General features: G+C 63.8%; 12 protein-coding genes. 9 read left to right on the plus strand and 3 right to left on the minus strand.

What is annotated here, in order from left to right:
- The first annotated feature begins 260 nt into the window (after positions 1-260).
- The 8 genes from LVY71_RS17215 to LVY71_RS17250 all read left to right on the plus strand — a co-directional run bounded on the left by LVY71_RS17215 (position 261) and on the right by LVY71_RS17250 (position 10113).
- Positions 261-1082 (plus strand): ABC transporter ATP-binding protein, encoded by an 822-nt coding sequence (locus LVY71_RS17215; RefSeq protein ID WP_235101067.1) that lies wholly within the window; start codon positions 261-263, stop codon positions 1080-1082.
- Complete coding sequence (locus LVY71_RS17220; protein ID WP_235101068.1) at positions 1079-3007, plus strand: long-chain fatty acid--CoA ligase; 1929 nt, start codon at positions 1079-1081, stop codon at positions 3005-3007. Before LVY71_RS17215 ends, LVY71_RS17220 begins: the two co-directional genes overlap by 4 nt.
- Positions 3008-3113: 106 nt before the next feature.
- Complete coding sequence (locus tag LVY71_RS17225) at positions 3114-4007, plus strand: branched-chain amino acid ABC transporter permease (RefSeq protein WP_235101069.1); 894 nt, start codon at positions 3114-3116, stop codon at positions 4005-4007.
- A gap of 2 nt (positions 4008-4009) precedes the next feature.
- Positions 4010-5083: a branched-chain amino acid ABC transporter permease gene (locus tag LVY71_RS17230; protein ID WP_235101070.1), complete on the plus strand. Its 1074-nt coding sequence runs from the start codon at positions 4010-4012 to the stop codon at positions 5081-5083.
- Between the two features lie 57 nt (positions 5084-5140).
- Entirely contained in the window at positions 5141-6421 is a 1281-nt protein-coding gene (locus LVY71_RS17235; RefSeq protein ID WP_235101071.1) for an ABC transporter substrate-binding protein, read from the plus strand.
- Positions 6422-6580: 159 nt separating this feature from the next.
- The gene (locus LVY71_RS17240) at positions 6581-7420 is read left to right on the plus strand and encodes an ABC transporter ATP-binding protein (RefSeq protein WP_235101072.1); all 840 of its coding nucleotides are present in this window, start codon (positions 6581-6583) and stop codon (positions 7418-7420) included.
- 199 nt (positions 7421-7619) lie between these two features.
- Positions 7620-8852 carry a phenylacetate--CoA ligase family protein gene (locus LVY71_RS17245; RefSeq protein ID WP_235101073.1) on the plus strand — a complete coding sequence of 411 codons (1233 nt, stop codon included), beginning with the start codon at positions 7620-7622 and terminating at the stop codon, positions 8850-8852.
- A 55-nt stretch (positions 8853-8907) separates the two neighbouring features.
- On the plus strand, positions 8908-10113 hold the full coding sequence (locus LVY71_RS17250) for a CaiB/BaiF CoA transferase family protein (protein ID WP_235101074.1): 1206 nt from the start codon (positions 8908-8910) through the stop codon (positions 10111-10113).
- A gap of 51 nt (positions 10114-10164) precedes the next feature.
- On the opposite strand, the gene LVY71_RS17255 is transcribed toward LVY71_RS17250, so the two are convergent.
- Positions 10165-11628, minus strand: a complete 1464-nt coding sequence (locus tag LVY71_RS17255) for a hypothetical protein (RefSeq protein WP_235101532.1) — start codon at positions 11626-11628, stop codon at positions 10165-10167.
- Positions 11629-11744: 116 nt separating this feature from the next.
- Complete coding sequence (locus LVY71_RS17260; RefSeq protein ID WP_235101075.1) at positions 11745-13031, minus strand: MFS transporter; 1287 nt, start codon at positions 13029-13031, stop codon at positions 11745-11747.
- Positions 13032-13326: 295 nt separating this feature from the next.
- Here LVY71_RS17260 and LVY71_RS17265 point away from each other — a divergent pair, with 295 nt between their 5' ends.
- Positions 13327-13608 (plus strand): hypothetical protein, encoded by a 282-nt coding sequence (locus LVY71_RS17265; RefSeq protein ID WP_235101076.1) that lies wholly within the window; start codon positions 13327-13329, stop codon positions 13606-13608.
- Here the strand turns inward: LVY71_RS17265 and LVY71_RS17270 are convergent.
- Positions 13521-14924: an amidase family protein gene (locus tag LVY71_RS17270; RefSeq protein WP_235101077.1), complete on the minus strand. Its 1404-nt coding sequence runs from the start codon at positions 14922-14924 to the stop codon at positions 13521-13523. The genes LVY71_RS17265 and LVY71_RS17270 overlap by 88 nt on opposite strands.
- Positions 14925-14966 lie beyond the last annotated feature (42 nt).

Genomic DNA, 14966 nt, shown 5'->3' on the forward strand with positions numbered 1-14966 from the left:
CGGCACTCGCGTCGCCTGATGTTGCGACGCGGCAAAGCGGGCTTTGGTATACCGCGCGCAGATCGAAATTGCCCAACGAATTGTCAGGCGCAAGACATTTCAATGTCACGCTTTGCCGTAATGACGGCTGCGACACATATGTCCGATGACGCAAAACGTCATTAGTAGAATGGCTTACCAAACCCGGCCGGTGTAGGATCGGATTTGGCAGCGAACCATGGATAAAGAGCGCGCGAAGCGCCGTATCTGGGAGGAATTGAGTGGCTTACGCATTGGAGGTGCGGGGAGTCTCATTGCGGTTCGGCGGCGTGCGCGCCCTGACCGACGTGAGCTTCGGCGTCAACGAAGGCGAACTGTTTTCGATCATCGGCCCCAACGGCGCCGGCAAGACCTCGATCGTGAACTGCGTCTCCGGCCGCTATACCCCGACCGAGGGACAGCTTTTCTATCAGGGCCGCGACATCACTGGCCTCAAGCCGAATGCCCGCGCGGCGCTCGGCATCGGCCGCACCTTCCAGAATCTCGCGCTGTTCCACCACATGACCGTGCTCGACAACATCATGGTCGGGCGGCATCACCTGCTGAAAAATAATTTCATCACCGGCTCGCTGTACTGGCTGACCGGCGCGCGGCGCGAGGAACTCGAACACCGCCGCAAGGTGGAAGAGATCATCGACTTCCTTGATCTGCAATCGGTGCGCAAGGCGACCGCCGGCACCCTCTCCTACGGCCTGCGCAAGCGCGTCGAACTGGCGCGCGCGATGGCACTCGAACCCAAACTAATCCTCCTCGACGAGCCGATGGCCGGCATGAACTTCGAGGAGAAGGAAGACATGGCCCGCTACATCGTCGATCTCAACGAGGAGTACGGGATGACGGTGATGATGATCGAGCACGACATGGGCGTGGTGATGGATATTTCGCACCGCGTCACGGTGCTGGATTTCGGCCGCAAGATCGCCGAGGGCCTGCCCGCCGAGGTGCTGGACGATCCGCATGTGCGCAAGGCCTATCTCGGCGAGGAAGACGAGGTGCTGAATGCCCTCGACGACACCAATCCTGCTGCGGAGACCGCCGCATGATGGATTACGCAGGGCGCGTTGCGCAGGCTTACACCTATCCGAAGATGCTGCGTCTGAATGCCAAAGAGCACGGCAGCGAGATCGCGCTGCGCGAAAAGGATCTCGGGCTGTGGCGGGTCTTCACCTGGAACGACTACCAGACCCGCGTGCGCGACTTCACCCTCGGCATGGTCGAACTCGGCATCACGCGCGGCGACGTGATCGGCATCATCGGCGATAATCGGCCGGACTGGGTCGCCGCTGAAATCGCCGCCCATGCCATCGGCGGGCTGTCGCTCGGCATGTATCGCGAGTCGTTGCCCGAGGAAGTGCTGTACCTGCTGACCTATGGCGAGACCAAGATCGTTTTCGCCGAGGATGAAGAGCAGGTCGACAAGCTGCTCGAACTCGGCGACCGCGCGCCGCACCTCAAGCACATCGTCTATTCCGATCCGCGCGGCATGCGCAAATACGACGACCCGCGCCTGATCGACGCGGCGACGCTGGCGGAAAAGGGACGCGCCCGCGCCGTGCGGGAGCCGCAGCTTTACGACCAGATGGTGGACGCCACCAAGGGCGACGACGTCGCCATTCTCTGCACCACGTCGGGCACCACATCGAATCCCAAGCTTGCCATGCTCAAGCCGGGCCTGATGCTGCGTCATTGCGCGAGCTATCTCGCCTTCGATCCCAAGGGACCGGAGGACGAATATGTCTCGGTACTGCCGCTGCCCTGGATCATGGAACAGGTCTACGCGCTCGGAAAAGGTCTGCTTTCGCGGATGAAGGTCAACTTCGTCGAAGAGCCGGACACCATGATGAACGACTTCCGCGAGATCGCGCCGACCTTCGTACTGTTCGCGCCGCGCATCTGGGAAGCCATCGCCGCCGATGTCCGCGCCCGCGTGATGGACGCCTCGCCGCTGAAGCAGCGGCTTTACGATGTCGGCATGAAGGCCGGCCTTGCGGCGCTCGACAAGGGCGAGCATTCGGCGGTGGCGGATGCGATCCTGTTCCGCGCGCTGCGTGACCGGCTCGGCTTCACCCGGCTGCGCTCGGCGGCCACCGGCGGCGCGGCGCTGGGCCCGGATACATTTAAATTCTTCCGCGCCATGGGCGTGCCGCTGCGCACGCTGTACGGCCAGACCGAAACGCTCGGCGCCTTCACCCTGCACAAGCCGGATGAGGTCGATCCCGACACCACCGGCGTCTCGATGGCAGAGAATATCGAAATCGAAATCCGCGATCCCGACGTCAACGGCGTCGGCGAGATCGTGGTGCGCCATCCCAACATGTTCTCCGGCTATTACAAGAACGAGGCCGCCACCGCCGCAGACATCCGCGACGGCTGGATGCATTCCGGCGACGCCGGCTATTTCAATCCCGCCAAGCAGCTTGTGGTGATCGACCGCATCAAGGACCTCGCGCAAACCGCGCGCGGCGACCGCTTCTCGCCGCAATATATCGAGAACAAGCTGAAGTTCTCGCCTTACGTCGCCGAAGCCGTCGTGCTCGGCGACGGCCGCGATTATCTCGCCGCCATGCTCTGCATCCGCTTCTCGATCGTCTCGAAATGGGCGGAGAAGAACCGGCTGTCCTTCACCACCTACACCGACCTCTCCTCGCGGCCCGAGACCTACGAACTGCTGCGCAAGGAAGTCGAGGCGGTCAACGCCACGCTGCCGCCGGCGCAGCGCATCTCGAAATTCCTGCTGCTCTACAAGGAGCTCGACGCTGACGACGGCGAACTGACCCGCACCCGCAAGGTCCGCCGCACCGTCATCAACGAGAAGTACGCCGACATTATCAACACAATTTACGGCGGCAGGCCCGATATCGACATCGATACCGTAATCCGCTTCCAGGATGGCACCACCCAGCGCATCCGCTGCACCCTGCCGGTGGTTGACCTTGGAGCGCGGAAGGCAATGGAGGCCGCGGAGTGAAGCTGCATACTCAATTTGTCATGCGCGGGCTCGACCCGCGCATCCATCTCAAAAAGGATCGATGGATTGCCGGGTCAAGCCCGGCAATGACACCGCGGATAAAATCATGAACACCCAGCTTCTGATCCAACTTCTCATCAACGGACTGGTCGTCGGCACGCTGTACGGCGTGGTCGCGATGTCGTTCGTGCTGATCTACAAGGCCACGCAAGTGGTCAACTTCGCGCAGGGCGAACTGCTGCTGATCGGCGCGTGGGTGTGCTGGTGGCTGCTGACGAAATATCAGGTCCCGTTCTGGATCGGCATGCCGATCACGCTGGTCTTCATGTTCCTGTTCGGCATCGCGATCCAGCTCGTGATCCTGCGCCCGATGATCGGCGAGCCGATCATTTCCGTCATCATGGTGACGATCGCGCTGTCCACCGTGTTCTCGGCGCTGATGAAATGGATATTCGGCGTCAACCTGCAGCCGTTCCCGCGCATCTTCAACACGCAGCTCGTCAACATCTTCGGGCTGCAGGTGCAGACCGTCTACATCCTCAGCCTCGCGGTCTCTGCGGCGATGATGGGGGGGATGGCATGGTTCTTCAAAGTCTCGAAGTACGGCCTCGCCATGCGCGCCACCGCCTTTAACCAGCAGGTCGCGCAATCGCTCGGCATTTCCGTGAAGAGCGTGTTCGCGATGGCCTGGGCGATTTCCGCCACCGTGTCCGCGGTGGCCGGCGTCGTCGTCGCCGTGGTCAACGGAGTCTCGGCCGGTCTCTCCGCCTACGGGATCAAGGTGTTCCCTGCCGCGATCCTCGGCGGCCTCGACAGCGTCGGCGGTGCGGTGCTCGGCGGCATCATCATCGGCCTGCTCGAAAACGTCGCGCATTTCGTCGACAGCGAATACCTGCACTGGGGCAACCTGTTCGAGATCGCGCCTTTCTACGCCCTCATCATCATTCTCATGATCAAGCCTTACGGCCTGTTCGGCACCAAAGACATCGAGCGAATCTGATCATGGCAGGCCAGACCCTTCTTCCCGCAGGCGACTACCGCACCACTTATGCGGCCGACACCACCGTGTTTCCGACCACCACCAGCCGGAACATGATGATCCTCGGCATCATCCTGATCTGCTTCGCGCCCTATGTGCTGAACGAATACTCGCTCAGCCTCCTGATCCAGATCGGCATCTTCGGCATCGCCGCGCTCGGCCTCAACATCGTGGTCGGCTTCACCGGCCAAATCTCCATCGGCCATGCCGCGTTCTTCGGATTCGGCGCGTTCACCTCGGCCTATGTGTCGAGCAAGCTGCACGTGCCGGTGTTCTTCGCCATTCCGCTCTCCGGTGTCGTCACCGCCCTTGTCGGCCTGGTGTTCGGGCTACCCGCCGCGCGGCTGAAGGGCCTTTACCTTGCGATTGCGACGCTGGCCGCGCAATTCATCCTGCTCGACTTCTTCTCCCGCGCCGAATGGTTCACCGGCGGCAGCGTTCCTGCCCACGCCGACGCGTTCTCCATCTTCGGCAAGACGTTGCGCGGCGACCGGCAGTATTTCTACGTCGTGCTGGCCTACGTGATCGTCTGTTACCTGCTGGTCACCAACCTGATGCGCAGCCGCGACGGCCGCGCGCTGGTGGCAGTGCGCGATCACTATCTCTCCGCCGAGATCATGGGCATCAACCTCACCAAGTACCGCACGCTGTCGTTCGGCCTCGCGGCTTTCTTCGCCGGCGTCGGCGGCGCGCTCTACGCGCACTACAATCAGGTCGTCTCCAACGAAGGCTTCGGCATCGACCGCTCGATCATCTTCCTCGCCATGATCATCATCGGCGGCATCGGCTCGATCATGGGCACGCTGCTTGGCACCGCCTTCATGGTGCTGCTGCCGGAATCGATGGAATGGCTGAGCGCATCGCTCAGCGGCAGCGCCATCGACCATGCGCTCGGCCTCAAGAACAACATCGCATTCTTGCGCGAGATGGCCATCGGCGTCATCATTATCGTCTTTCTGATCTTCGAGCCGGACGGGCTTGCTCACCGGTGGCGGCAGATCAAGGCTTACTGGAAACTCTACCCGTTCTCGCATTGAGGTCGGAACGGGACTGACAATAAGAAGACCTCGAGAGGAAACCGGAGGATTACGCTTATGACCATGACGAAATTATTGAGTACAGCGTCACTCGCCCTGCTGCTCGGCGGCACCGCCGGCGCAGCTCAGGCGCAGGTCTCGCTCGGCCATCTCGCCGACTATTCGGGCGCGACGTCCGATGTCGGAACGCCGTTCGGACAGGGCGTCGCCGACGCGTTCGCCTACGTGAACAAGAACGGCGGCATCAACGGCAAGCCGGTCAACGTCGATACCGTCGACTATGGCTATCAGGTGCCGCGCGCGATCGCGCAGTACAAGAAGTGGTCGGGCGGCGACAAGGTCGCGGCGATCCTCGGATGGGGCACCGCCGACACCGAAGCCCTCACCGGCTTCCTGTCGGAAGACAAGATCCCCGACATCTCCGGCTCGTATTCGGCGGCGCTGTCCGATCCGACCGGCGCGGGCGGCAAGGGCAAAGCCGCGCCGTACAACTTCTTCTACGGTCCGAGCTACTCCGACGCGCTGCGCGGCATGCTGACCTGGGCCGCCGATGACTGGAAGTCGAAGGGCAAGCCGGGCAAGCCGAAGTACGTCCACATGGGCGCCAACCATCCGTATCCGAACGCGCCGAAGGCCGCGGGCGAAGCGCTCGCCGCCGAACTCGGCTTCGACGTGCTGCCGGCCATCGTGTTCGCGCTGACGCCGGGCGACTACAGCGCGCAGTGCCTGACGCTGAAGAGTTCGGGTGCGAACTACGCCTATCTCGGCAACACCGCGGGCTCCAACATCTCGGTGCTGAACGCGTGTAAAGCCGCCGGCACCGACGTGCAGTTCATGGGCAACGTCTGGGGCATGGACGAGAACGCGGCGAAGGCGGCGGGTGCTGCCGCCGACGGCGTGGTGTTTCCGCTGCGCACCGCTGTGGCGTGGGGCGGCAACGCACCCGGCATGAAGACCATGCAGGACATTTCCAAGATGTCCGACGCCGCCGGCACGGCCTATCGCCCGGTGCACTACGTCGCGGGCGTTTGCACCGCGCTCTACATGAAGGAAGCCGTCGAATGGGCCGCCAAGAACGGCGGCGCGACCGGCGAGAACGTCAAGAAGGGCTTCTACCAGAAGAAGGACTGGGTGCCGGCCGGCATGGACGGCGTCTGCAATCCCTCGACCTGGACCGAGAAGGACCATCGCCCGACGCTCAAGGTCGACATCTATCGCATGAAGGTGTCCGGCGCGACCGACGCTCCGGTTGCCGACCTTGTCAAGAACGGCACGGTCAAGCTCGAGAAGGTGAAGACCGTCGACCTGCCGCGCAAGCCGGAATGGCTCGGCTGGTAAATACTTCTCCCTCTCCCCGCTTTTGCGGGGAGAGGGTTGGGGTGAGGGGCATCTCGTCATCGTTCGGCGCTTCGCCCCTCACCCGAACCCTTCGCTACGCTCAGGCTTCGACCTCTCCCCGTAAACGGGGAGAGGTTTGGAAAACTCAGGACGACCGCCGTGCAAACAGCCGCTGAACAAACCGCCCGACCTGCTGCCGCCGCAATCGCTGTGCCGCTGCTCGCGGTGCGCAACATCGAGGTGGTCTACGACAACGTCATCCTCGTGCTGCGCGGCCTCAGCATGGACGTGCCGAAGGGCGCGATCGTGGCGCTGCTCGGCGCCAACGGCGCAGGTAAATCCACCACGCTGAAGGCGATCTCCGGTCTACTCAAAACCGAAGACGGCGAAGTCACCCGCGGTGAGATCGTGTTCGACGGCGAGCGCATCGATGGCATCGATCCGGACAAGATCGTGCGGCGCGGCATCTTTCAGGTGATGGAAGGCCGCCGCATCATTTCCGACATGACCACGCGGGAGAACCTGCGGCTCGGCGCCTATACGCGCAGCGACAAGGCCATCGATGACGACATCGACATGGTGTTCAACTATTTCCCGCGCCTCAAGGAGCGCACCGGCCTCGCCGGTTATCTGTCCGGCGGCGAACAGCAGATGCTGGCGATCGGCCGCGCGATGATGGCGCGCCCGAAGATGATCCTGATGGACGAGCCGTCGATGGGGCTGTCGCCGCTGCTAGTGAAGGAAGTGTTCGGCATCATCAAGCAGATCAACCGCGACCTCGGCGTCACTATTCTTCTGGTCGAACAGAATGCGCGCGCCGCGCTGTCGGTGGCGAGCCACGGCTACATCATGGAGCAGGGCAAGGTCGTGCTCGACGGCACCGCGGACGAGTTGCGCGACAACGAGGACGTCAAGGAATTCTATCTCGGCGGCGCGGGCGACCAGCGCAAGAGCTTCAAGAACCTCAAGAGCTTCAAGCGCCGCAAGCGCTGGCTGTGATTTCTCCCTCTCCCGCTCGCGGGGAAAGGGTCGGGGTGAGGGGCAATGGCCAACGCGGATGTTCACGCCTTGACTGAAAGCCAAGTACCCCCTCACCCGGATTGCCATAGCGCGTCGCAGACGCGCGTAAACGCGCTTATGGCAATCCGACCTCTCCCCGCAAGCGGGGCGAGGTGATCAAGGCACGACAGGACGACCCATGACCAACCACTACGACACCCTCGAAACGCGCCCACCGACTGAACGCAACGCCGACCTGTTCGCGCGGCTGCCCGATGTGGTGCAGGCCGCGATGGCGGCACCGGGTCATGCCGCGCGCTTCAAGGGCCTCGATCCCGCCACGATCAATAGCCGCGCGGCGCTGGCGAAGCTGCCGGTGCTGCGAAAATCCGATCTGCCGATGCTGCAAAAGGACAACCCGCCCTTTGGCGGCTTCATCCCGGCGGCGATGGGATCGTTCTCGCATCTGTTCACCTCACCCGGCCCGATCTTCGAGCCGGAAACCGCCATCGCCGATCCGTGGCGCGGCGCGCGCGCCCTGTTCGCCGCCGGATTCCGCCCCGGCGACGTGGTGCTCAACACCTTCAGCTATCACCTGACGCCCGGCGGCTTCATTTTCGATTCGGCGGCACGCGCGCTCGGCTGCGCCGTGATTCCCGCGGGCCCCGGCAACACCCAGCAGCAGTTCGAACTGATCGAGGCCTATCGCCCGGTCGCCTATACCGGCACGCCGGACTTCCTGAAAATCCTGCTCGACGCCGGCAACACCGCCGGACGCGACGTCTCCTCGATCAAGCGCGCGCTGGTGTCCGGCGCGGCGTTTCCGAAATCGCTGCAGGAAGAAATGAAATCGCGCGGTATCGACGCTTACCAGACCTATGCCGCCGCCGAGTTCGGCTTCATCGCCTACGAGACCGCGAGCCGCGAGGGCTTGATCGTCAACGAAGACCTGATCATGGAAATCGTCCGCCCCGGCACCGACGATCCGGTCCCCGACGGCGATGTCGGCGAGATCGTGGTGACCTCGCTCAACCGCCAGATTCCGTGGGTCCGTCTGGCGCTGGGCGACCTCAGCGCCGTGATGGCGACGCCAAGCCCGTGCGGCCGCACCAATATGCGGATCAAGGGCTGGATGGGCCGGGCCGATCAGACCACCAAGATCAAGGGCATGTTCGTGCGCCCCGAGCAGATCGCCGAAATCGCCAAGCGCCACCCCGAACTGGGGCGGCTGCGCCTTGTCGTGACCCGCGACAAGGAGCTCGACGTGATGACGCTTTCGGCGGAAACCGCAACCCCTGCCGATGCATTGCGGGACACGGTTGCATCGACCCTGCGTACCGTGACAAAGCTGCAGGGCAATGTCACTCTGGTGCCCCCGGGGTCGCTGCCCAACGACGGCAAGGCGATTTCGGACGAGCGCAAGCACGATTAACGGCTGCCGACCCCATCGGCGGCCCGGAAACAAGAAACAAAGGGAACACGCCGAAATGGGTCAGGGAATTTTCGAAGGTCTCAAGGTTATCGACTGCGCGAGCTTCATCGCGGCACCATCATCCGCCACCGCGCTGTCCGATTTCGGGGCCGACGTCATCAAGATCGAGCCGCCCGGCGCGGGCGATCCGGTGCGCAACCTGCCCAACCTGCCGGGATACCCGATCAGCAACCACAACTATGCGTGGATGCTGGAAGGCCGCAACAAGAAGAGCCTCGCGCTCGACCTCTCCAGGCCGGAAGGCCAGGCCGTATTGCGCAAGCTCGCGGCCGAGTGCGACGTGTTTATTTCCAATTTCCCGCCTCCGGTGCGCAAGAAGCTCGGCGTCACCTACAAGGATCTCGCGCCGCTCAACGACCGGCTGATCTATGCATCGTTCACCGGCTACGGCGAAACCGGCGCGGAGGCCGACAAGCCCGGCTTCGACAGCAACGCCTGGTGGGCGCGCTCCGGCCTGATGGACCTCGTGCGCGAGACCGACGACACCGTGCCGGCGCGCTCAATGCCTGGCATGGGCGATCACCCGTGCGCGATGTCGCTGTTCGCCGGCATCGTCACCGCGCTCTATCAGCGCGAGCGCACCGGCAAGGGCACGCAGGTGATGTCGAACCTGATGGCCAACGGCATCTGGTCCAACGGCATCTATGCACAGGCCGCTCTCTGCGGCGCGACGTTCCAGAAGCGCCCGCCGCGCGACCGCGCCCTGAATGGCCTGACCTGTCACTATAAATGTGCCGACGGGCGCTGGATCATCCTGTCGCTGCTCAACGAAGAAAAGCAGTTTCCCGTGTTCGCGAAGGTGATCGGGCGCGAGGAACTGATCGCCGATCCGCGCTTTGAGACCAAGCCGGTTCGCCACAAGAACGCGCCCGAGTTGATCGCGATTCTCGACAAGGTGTTCGCGACCAAGCCCCTCGCCCACTGGCGCAAGACGCTGGACGGCAACGGCCTGATCTTCGGCGTGGTCGGCATTCCGACCGACATTCCGGACGATCCGCAGATGCGCGAGACCGAGGCCGTCATCCCGTTCGTGGACAGCGACCTGAGCACCATCAACACGCCGATCTTCATCGAAGGCGCGAAGAAGGTGCAGCCGCGCATGGCGCCGAATGTCGGCCAGCACAGCGACGAGGTGCTGGCGGCAGCGGGCTTCACGGACGCGGAAATCGCCAAGATGCGCGCCGCAGGGATCGTGGCGTAGCGGAGTCGCTCCTTCTCCCCGCCTGCGGGGAGAGGTGAAGAACTCAGCATCTCAATCACTCTTCAAGAAACAGAACCCCGCGCGCGAATTCGTCGCGCCGGGCGATGTCTGACACGACAGACCCTCGGCGCAGGTCCATGACGAAAAGCTTCGGTCAGGCTGACCACGGGCCTCCGGCATCGTGCACACCGCGCCCCAGCCATTGAAATAGGTCGTGCCGGCCAGCTCGGCCGCGCGGCGCGGTTGCGGTCTTGCGGAAAATCCACGGGAGAAATCCGGCGGCGCGCCGTCCCGGAACGCCGCCAGAATATCGCGGCGGCGGTGCTGATCGCCAAAGAAATGCGGCGAGGCCGCCGCGACGACGGCGCCCGGAGCCATTCCCGGCTGCTCCCGGCCCGGAAAATGAAACCCGCCGATAGAGCGGGTCTGATGACACCCGCTGCATGTGATGTCGTCGAGACGACGCGCGAAGCCTGCGAATGACTGGATATTTTCCAGCTGGGAACTGGCCGATGCTTTTGCCAGCGCCGCCACAATGTCATCGTCGGAAAACAATTTCCGCGCGCTCACCTCGGCGTCGGTGTGCGCAGGTGTTGCATTGATGGCGCTTAGCGCCAGAAAACGATCCGGCAGCACGATGGGGCCGCGATCGAGATCTGCGAAATTGGCAGGCGTCAGCAGCCATTTCCTGAAATCAGCAGCAAGCGTCGCATCGGTCAGAAGCCGGTCGACATCGATCTGGTTCTCCAGCGGCGACTCCTCAAACAGTTGCCCCCGTGGATTGAGCCGGAACACTTTCATCAGGTAATCGGCCCGGCCGTCGAAATCATTGGCGTCGGCAGCTTCGCGCGCGATCTGGATGTTGAGCTCGATGCGGTCGATGGCCTCGGGCGTGATCCATTCCAATGCTCCGCCCTTGCCGATCAGCATGGCCGCGCGCTCCGCGTTGGCAGGACCGGCGTCGTCAGAATCGAGCCACCGCTTCGCCAGTTCGGCGCAGCTGATGCCGGCGTTCACAGGCTTGGCCTTCATGACGAGGTTGAATGTCATCGGCAGCCGCGACGGCGGCGCGTCGTTGCTGGTGGAGTCGTGATTGGCGATGGGACGGTAGATCAGCCGGATTTCCCCGCAGGTATCGGGCGAGACAAAAGCGCGATCCATCCGATTGACGATTCCCGCCAGATCGAACCGCGTTCCCGGCGTATTGAGCGCAGCGCGGTCGAACCGATTGGGTTTGCCGGATGCATCCTTGCGATCGACGACATAGCGGTTGAAGTCGCGATCCGTCGCATCGCGCACGATGGTCATCGACGGCAGCGCGAACAGGTCTGCGCCTGAACTGTTCGGGTCCGCGCCGAGCATACGGGCGAGACTCAGTCCAGACGCATCGAGCGCGCGGAGTATCTCCGGATCGGTGATCGCCGTGCCGCGCTCCAGAGCCGCGCCATCGCTTCCGGTCGGCAGAACCAGTAGCAATGGCAACAGGCACAACAGCTTTTGCAGAGCAAGACGCATTCTCATGGCAGACTTTGTCCAACGCCGCTCACCGTTTGCCAAGTCAAAGGATGGAGAGCGGCGGAACGCGATGCCTGAAAATAAATTCTGGTGTCCGGAATAAACTGGAACGGCCCCTAGACCGGCACATTGGCGGGGTTCTCGCCCTGCCGCCATTTGCGCAGGCGCGCCACCGCGATGAACAGCAGCGCCGCGCCGGCCAGCGCCCAGCACAGCACCGGCGTCCATTGCAGCAATGCCTCATAGGCGGAATTGCGGGACAACCCGCCCGCCACCGTGGCGATGCGCGTGAACGTCGCCAACGCGATCGCCGAGAACATCAGGCCGAGCACCTTGCCCTCCGCGCCGCCGCTGACCGCAATGGCTGCCGCGACCGCGCTCATCAGGATACAACCCCACGCCGCACCGGCCATGAACTGCATAACGATCATGGTGTTCAGGCCGCCCGCATTCTCCATGCCGAACACCGCCCCCGCTCCCAATAATCCCGCGCAGCCGATCACCAGCAATCCGCCAAGGCGGCGCGTGATGAAACTCGCCGGAAACATCGCGATGTTGAAGCCGATCCAGTACACCGGCATCAGCCATTGCAGGTCGGGCTGCTTGGCGAAGCGCAGGAACAGCGGCGCGCTGTTGATGCTGAAGTGCAGCTGATAGCCGAGCGCAAGCACGAGCATCGCCACGATGAAGATCAGCGCCAGCGCGCCGTAGGATTTCGGCACCGTGACCGGCGCGCGTTCCGGTGCGCTCAGCCTGCCCTCGCGCAACCGGCGCTCGATCCATGACATCGACAGCGCGGTGAGCAGCAGCACTATGGTCGACACCACGAAGGGAATCCGCGGATCGTGACTGCGCAGCACGACGCCGAGATAGGGTGAGACCGCGCCGGCAATGCCGTAACCCAGCATCACGAGACACGACAGCATCGGAATCGACGGCCGCGCCGCAAATTTTCCAAGCAGGGCCAGCGGCGGCGCGCGCAGCGCCGAGGATGTCACGGCCCATACCAGCGTGAGCGCAATCAGCGCGATCTTCGCGTTGGGGCCGAGGTCCGCGACAAACGGCAGCGCCACGAAAGCCGCACAGGATACGACCGTGAGCCAGATGACGATGCGGCTGAGCCGTCCGACAATCGGCGTCATGCGGTCGGCGGCGATGCCCATCAGCGTATCGGTGATGGTGAAGACCGCCTGATCGACCAGCAGGATGATGATGACGGCGGTGGCCGGAAGGCCGACCTTGGCGGCGAGCTGCGGCAGGTAGACGACATAGACCGTCCAGCCCAGCGTGAAGAACAGTTGCAGCAGCGCAAGATAGACGCCGACCTTGCCGGTGGAGGCCGAGCCACCCGCAGCGGGCACATCGTCAAGCCTGGCCCGCTCCGCCGCCTTTGTCTCGCTCATGTCCACCTCAGCCCTGCGTTGCCTTCAAGAATAACCGACGACCCCGTCCCCGCAAGCCGCGGCGGCGCTGCGTCATTTTGGTTAGACAGCGCGGCAGCGGATCGGGTTCAGCGGGAAATTTCTCCGGCGCGCCAAGGCGTTGAGCCGCGAATCAGTCTCCGGTGGAAAAGTTTCGCGACGAGCAGCGTCCGGGTGAACGATCCGCTAACATCGGCGTTGGTGACTGCAAGGACGACCTGACCAAGCCAGACTTGACCAGGGCAGACTTGATCAAGGCAGACACAGGAGCCGGGTCATGACGACGGCCAAAGCAGCGCCCCCGATTGTCTCGTTCGACGAGCAGATCAAGCACGCCCGCGAACTCGTGGTCGAAGGGCACCGCCTGCTTCATGTCGCCAATCGCGATCTCAAGGCCGGGCGGAACGTGGTGCGGCGCACGCAGAAACTGCTCTCGGATACCGAAAGCGTCTTTCGCGCCAAGCGCCGCCTTCAGGCCAGCACCGGATCGATCGGGCTTGGCGGCACGCCGCCCGCCTCGATCGCCTCCCCGGCGGCGAGACAGAGATCTTCCCTGTAACGTCCCGCCACGATCTGCACGCCCACCGGCGAACGACCGGCCATTCCCGTCGAGACTGTCAGTCCCGGCATGCCGATGAACGGCAGCGCAATCTGCGGCATCTGCGCCCGCCACACCCGGCGGAAGGACGCGTCGTCCTTCAGATCCAGTTGCCATGAAAACGGCAGTTCGCCGCACGGCGGCATCACGATCACCGCATAGGTGTCGAAGAACATCTCCCATGCGCGAACCAGCGTCGCGCGGCGGGTCAGCATCTTCGAGAACGCGGCAAAGTCGAGCGCACGCGCGGTTGTCTCATGGCCGCGCAACACGGCCAGCGCGCCGGGATCGCCTTCGCGTTCCGCGGCATCGCGCATCGCGTCGTAGCCGTCCGCCAGCCAGAACTTGACCTGCAAATCCGCCGCTTCCTCGAACGGCGGAATTTCGGTGATCTCCTCGACGGTCCACCCTGCCCGCTCCAGCCGCTTGCCGGCATCGGCCACCGCATCGCTGACCTCCCTGACGGTCTCGAGGCCGCCCGGACGCAGGCAGATCGCCGCGCGCTTTGGCCGGGGCGGCCCTTCCAGCGGCGCGGGCACCCACCAGGGATCGCGCACATCGCGCTGCGCCATCGCATGTAGCGCCAGCCGCACATCGGCGACGGTGCGGGCAATCGGACCGGAGACCGCCGTGATCTGCGGGCCGATCGGCCGTTCGGGCGACGATGCATTGAATGCCGGAATGCGCCCGATGGTCGGGCGCAGGCCGTGAATGCCGCAGGCATAGGCCGGATAGCGGATCGAACCGGCGATGTCGGTGCCGTGGGCGACGTGGCCGATGCCCGAGGTCACCGCCGCCGCCGCGCCGCCTGAGGAACCGCCCGGCGTGATCGAAGGATCGCGCGGGTTTTTCGTATCGCCATGCAACAAATTCGTCGTGAACCAGCGATAGGAAAATGCCGGCGTGTTGGTGCGGCCGACGATGACGGCCCCGGCCTTGCGCAGATTGTCCACCACCGGGCTGTTCGACTGCGCCACAAGGTCACGCTGTAGCCGGACGCCGTTCGTGGTAGCGAATCCGGCCTGATCGACGTTGACCTTCACGGTGATCGGCACGCCCCCGAGCGTGCCGGGATCCTCGCCCTTCGCAAGCACGGCATCGACGGCATCAGCCTGCGCCAGCGTTTCCTCGGGCCGATGATCGACCACCGCGTTGATCGCGGGGTTCACCGCATTCAACCGGTCGAGCGCGGCGGACGCGGCTTCCCGCGCCGACAGTTTCCGTGACCGGATGTGCGACGCAAGTTCAGTAGCCGAGAGACGCCAGATGTCGTTCATTGCAAGTCCTGTCCCAATGCGGTTGCCGCTTCATCGCCGCGG

Origin of the sequence: Bradyrhizobium sp. G127 (assembly GCF_021502575.1) — a bacterium.
Lineage (GTDB): Bacteria > Pseudomonadota > Alphaproteobacteria > Rhizobiales > Xanthobacteraceae > Afipia.

What these genes read in the sequence shown, in the direction of transcription:
- LVY71_RS17220 (WP_235101068.1), top strand. Translation starts at nt 1,079, where the DNA reads ATGATGGATTACGCAGGGCGCGTTGCGCAGGCTTACACCTATCCGAAG.
- LVY71_RS17225 (WP_235101069.1), top strand. Translation starts at nt 3,114, where the DNA reads ATGAACACCCAGCTTCTGATCCAACTTCTCATCAACGGACTGGTCGTC.
- LVY71_RS17230 (WP_235101070.1), top strand. Translation starts at nt 4,010, where the DNA reads ATGGCAGGCCAGACCCTTCTTCCCGCAGGCGACTACCGCACCACTTAT.
- LVY71_RS17235 (WP_235101071.1), top strand. Translation starts at nt 5,141, where the DNA reads ATGACCATGACGAAATTATTGAGTACAGCGTCACTCGCCCTGCTGCTC.
- LVY71_RS17245 (WP_235101073.1), top strand. Translation starts at nt 7,620, where the DNA reads ATGACCAACCACTACGACACCCTCGAAACGCGCCCACCGACTGAACGC.
- LVY71_RS17250 (WP_235101074.1), top strand. Translation starts at nt 8,908, where the DNA reads ATGGGTCAGGGAATTTTCGAAGGTCTCAAGGTTATCGACTGCGCGAGC.
- LVY71_RS17255 (WP_235101532.1), bottom strand. Translation starts at nt 11,628, where the DNA reads ATGCGTCTTGCTCTGCAAAAGCTGTTGTGCCTGTTGCCATTGCTACTG.
- LVY71_RS17260 (WP_235101075.1), bottom strand. Translation starts at nt 13,031, where the DNA reads ATGAGCGAGACAAAGGCGGCGGAGCGGGCCAGGCTTGACGATGTGCCC.
- LVY71_RS17265 (WP_235101076.1), top strand. Translation starts at nt 13,327, where the DNA reads ATGACGACGGCCAAAGCAGCGCCCCCGATTGTCTCGTTCGACGAGCAG.
- LVY71_RS17270 (WP_235101077.1), bottom strand. Translation starts at nt 14,924, where the DNA reads ATGAACGACATCTGGCGTCTCTCGGCTACTGAACTTGCGTCGCACATC.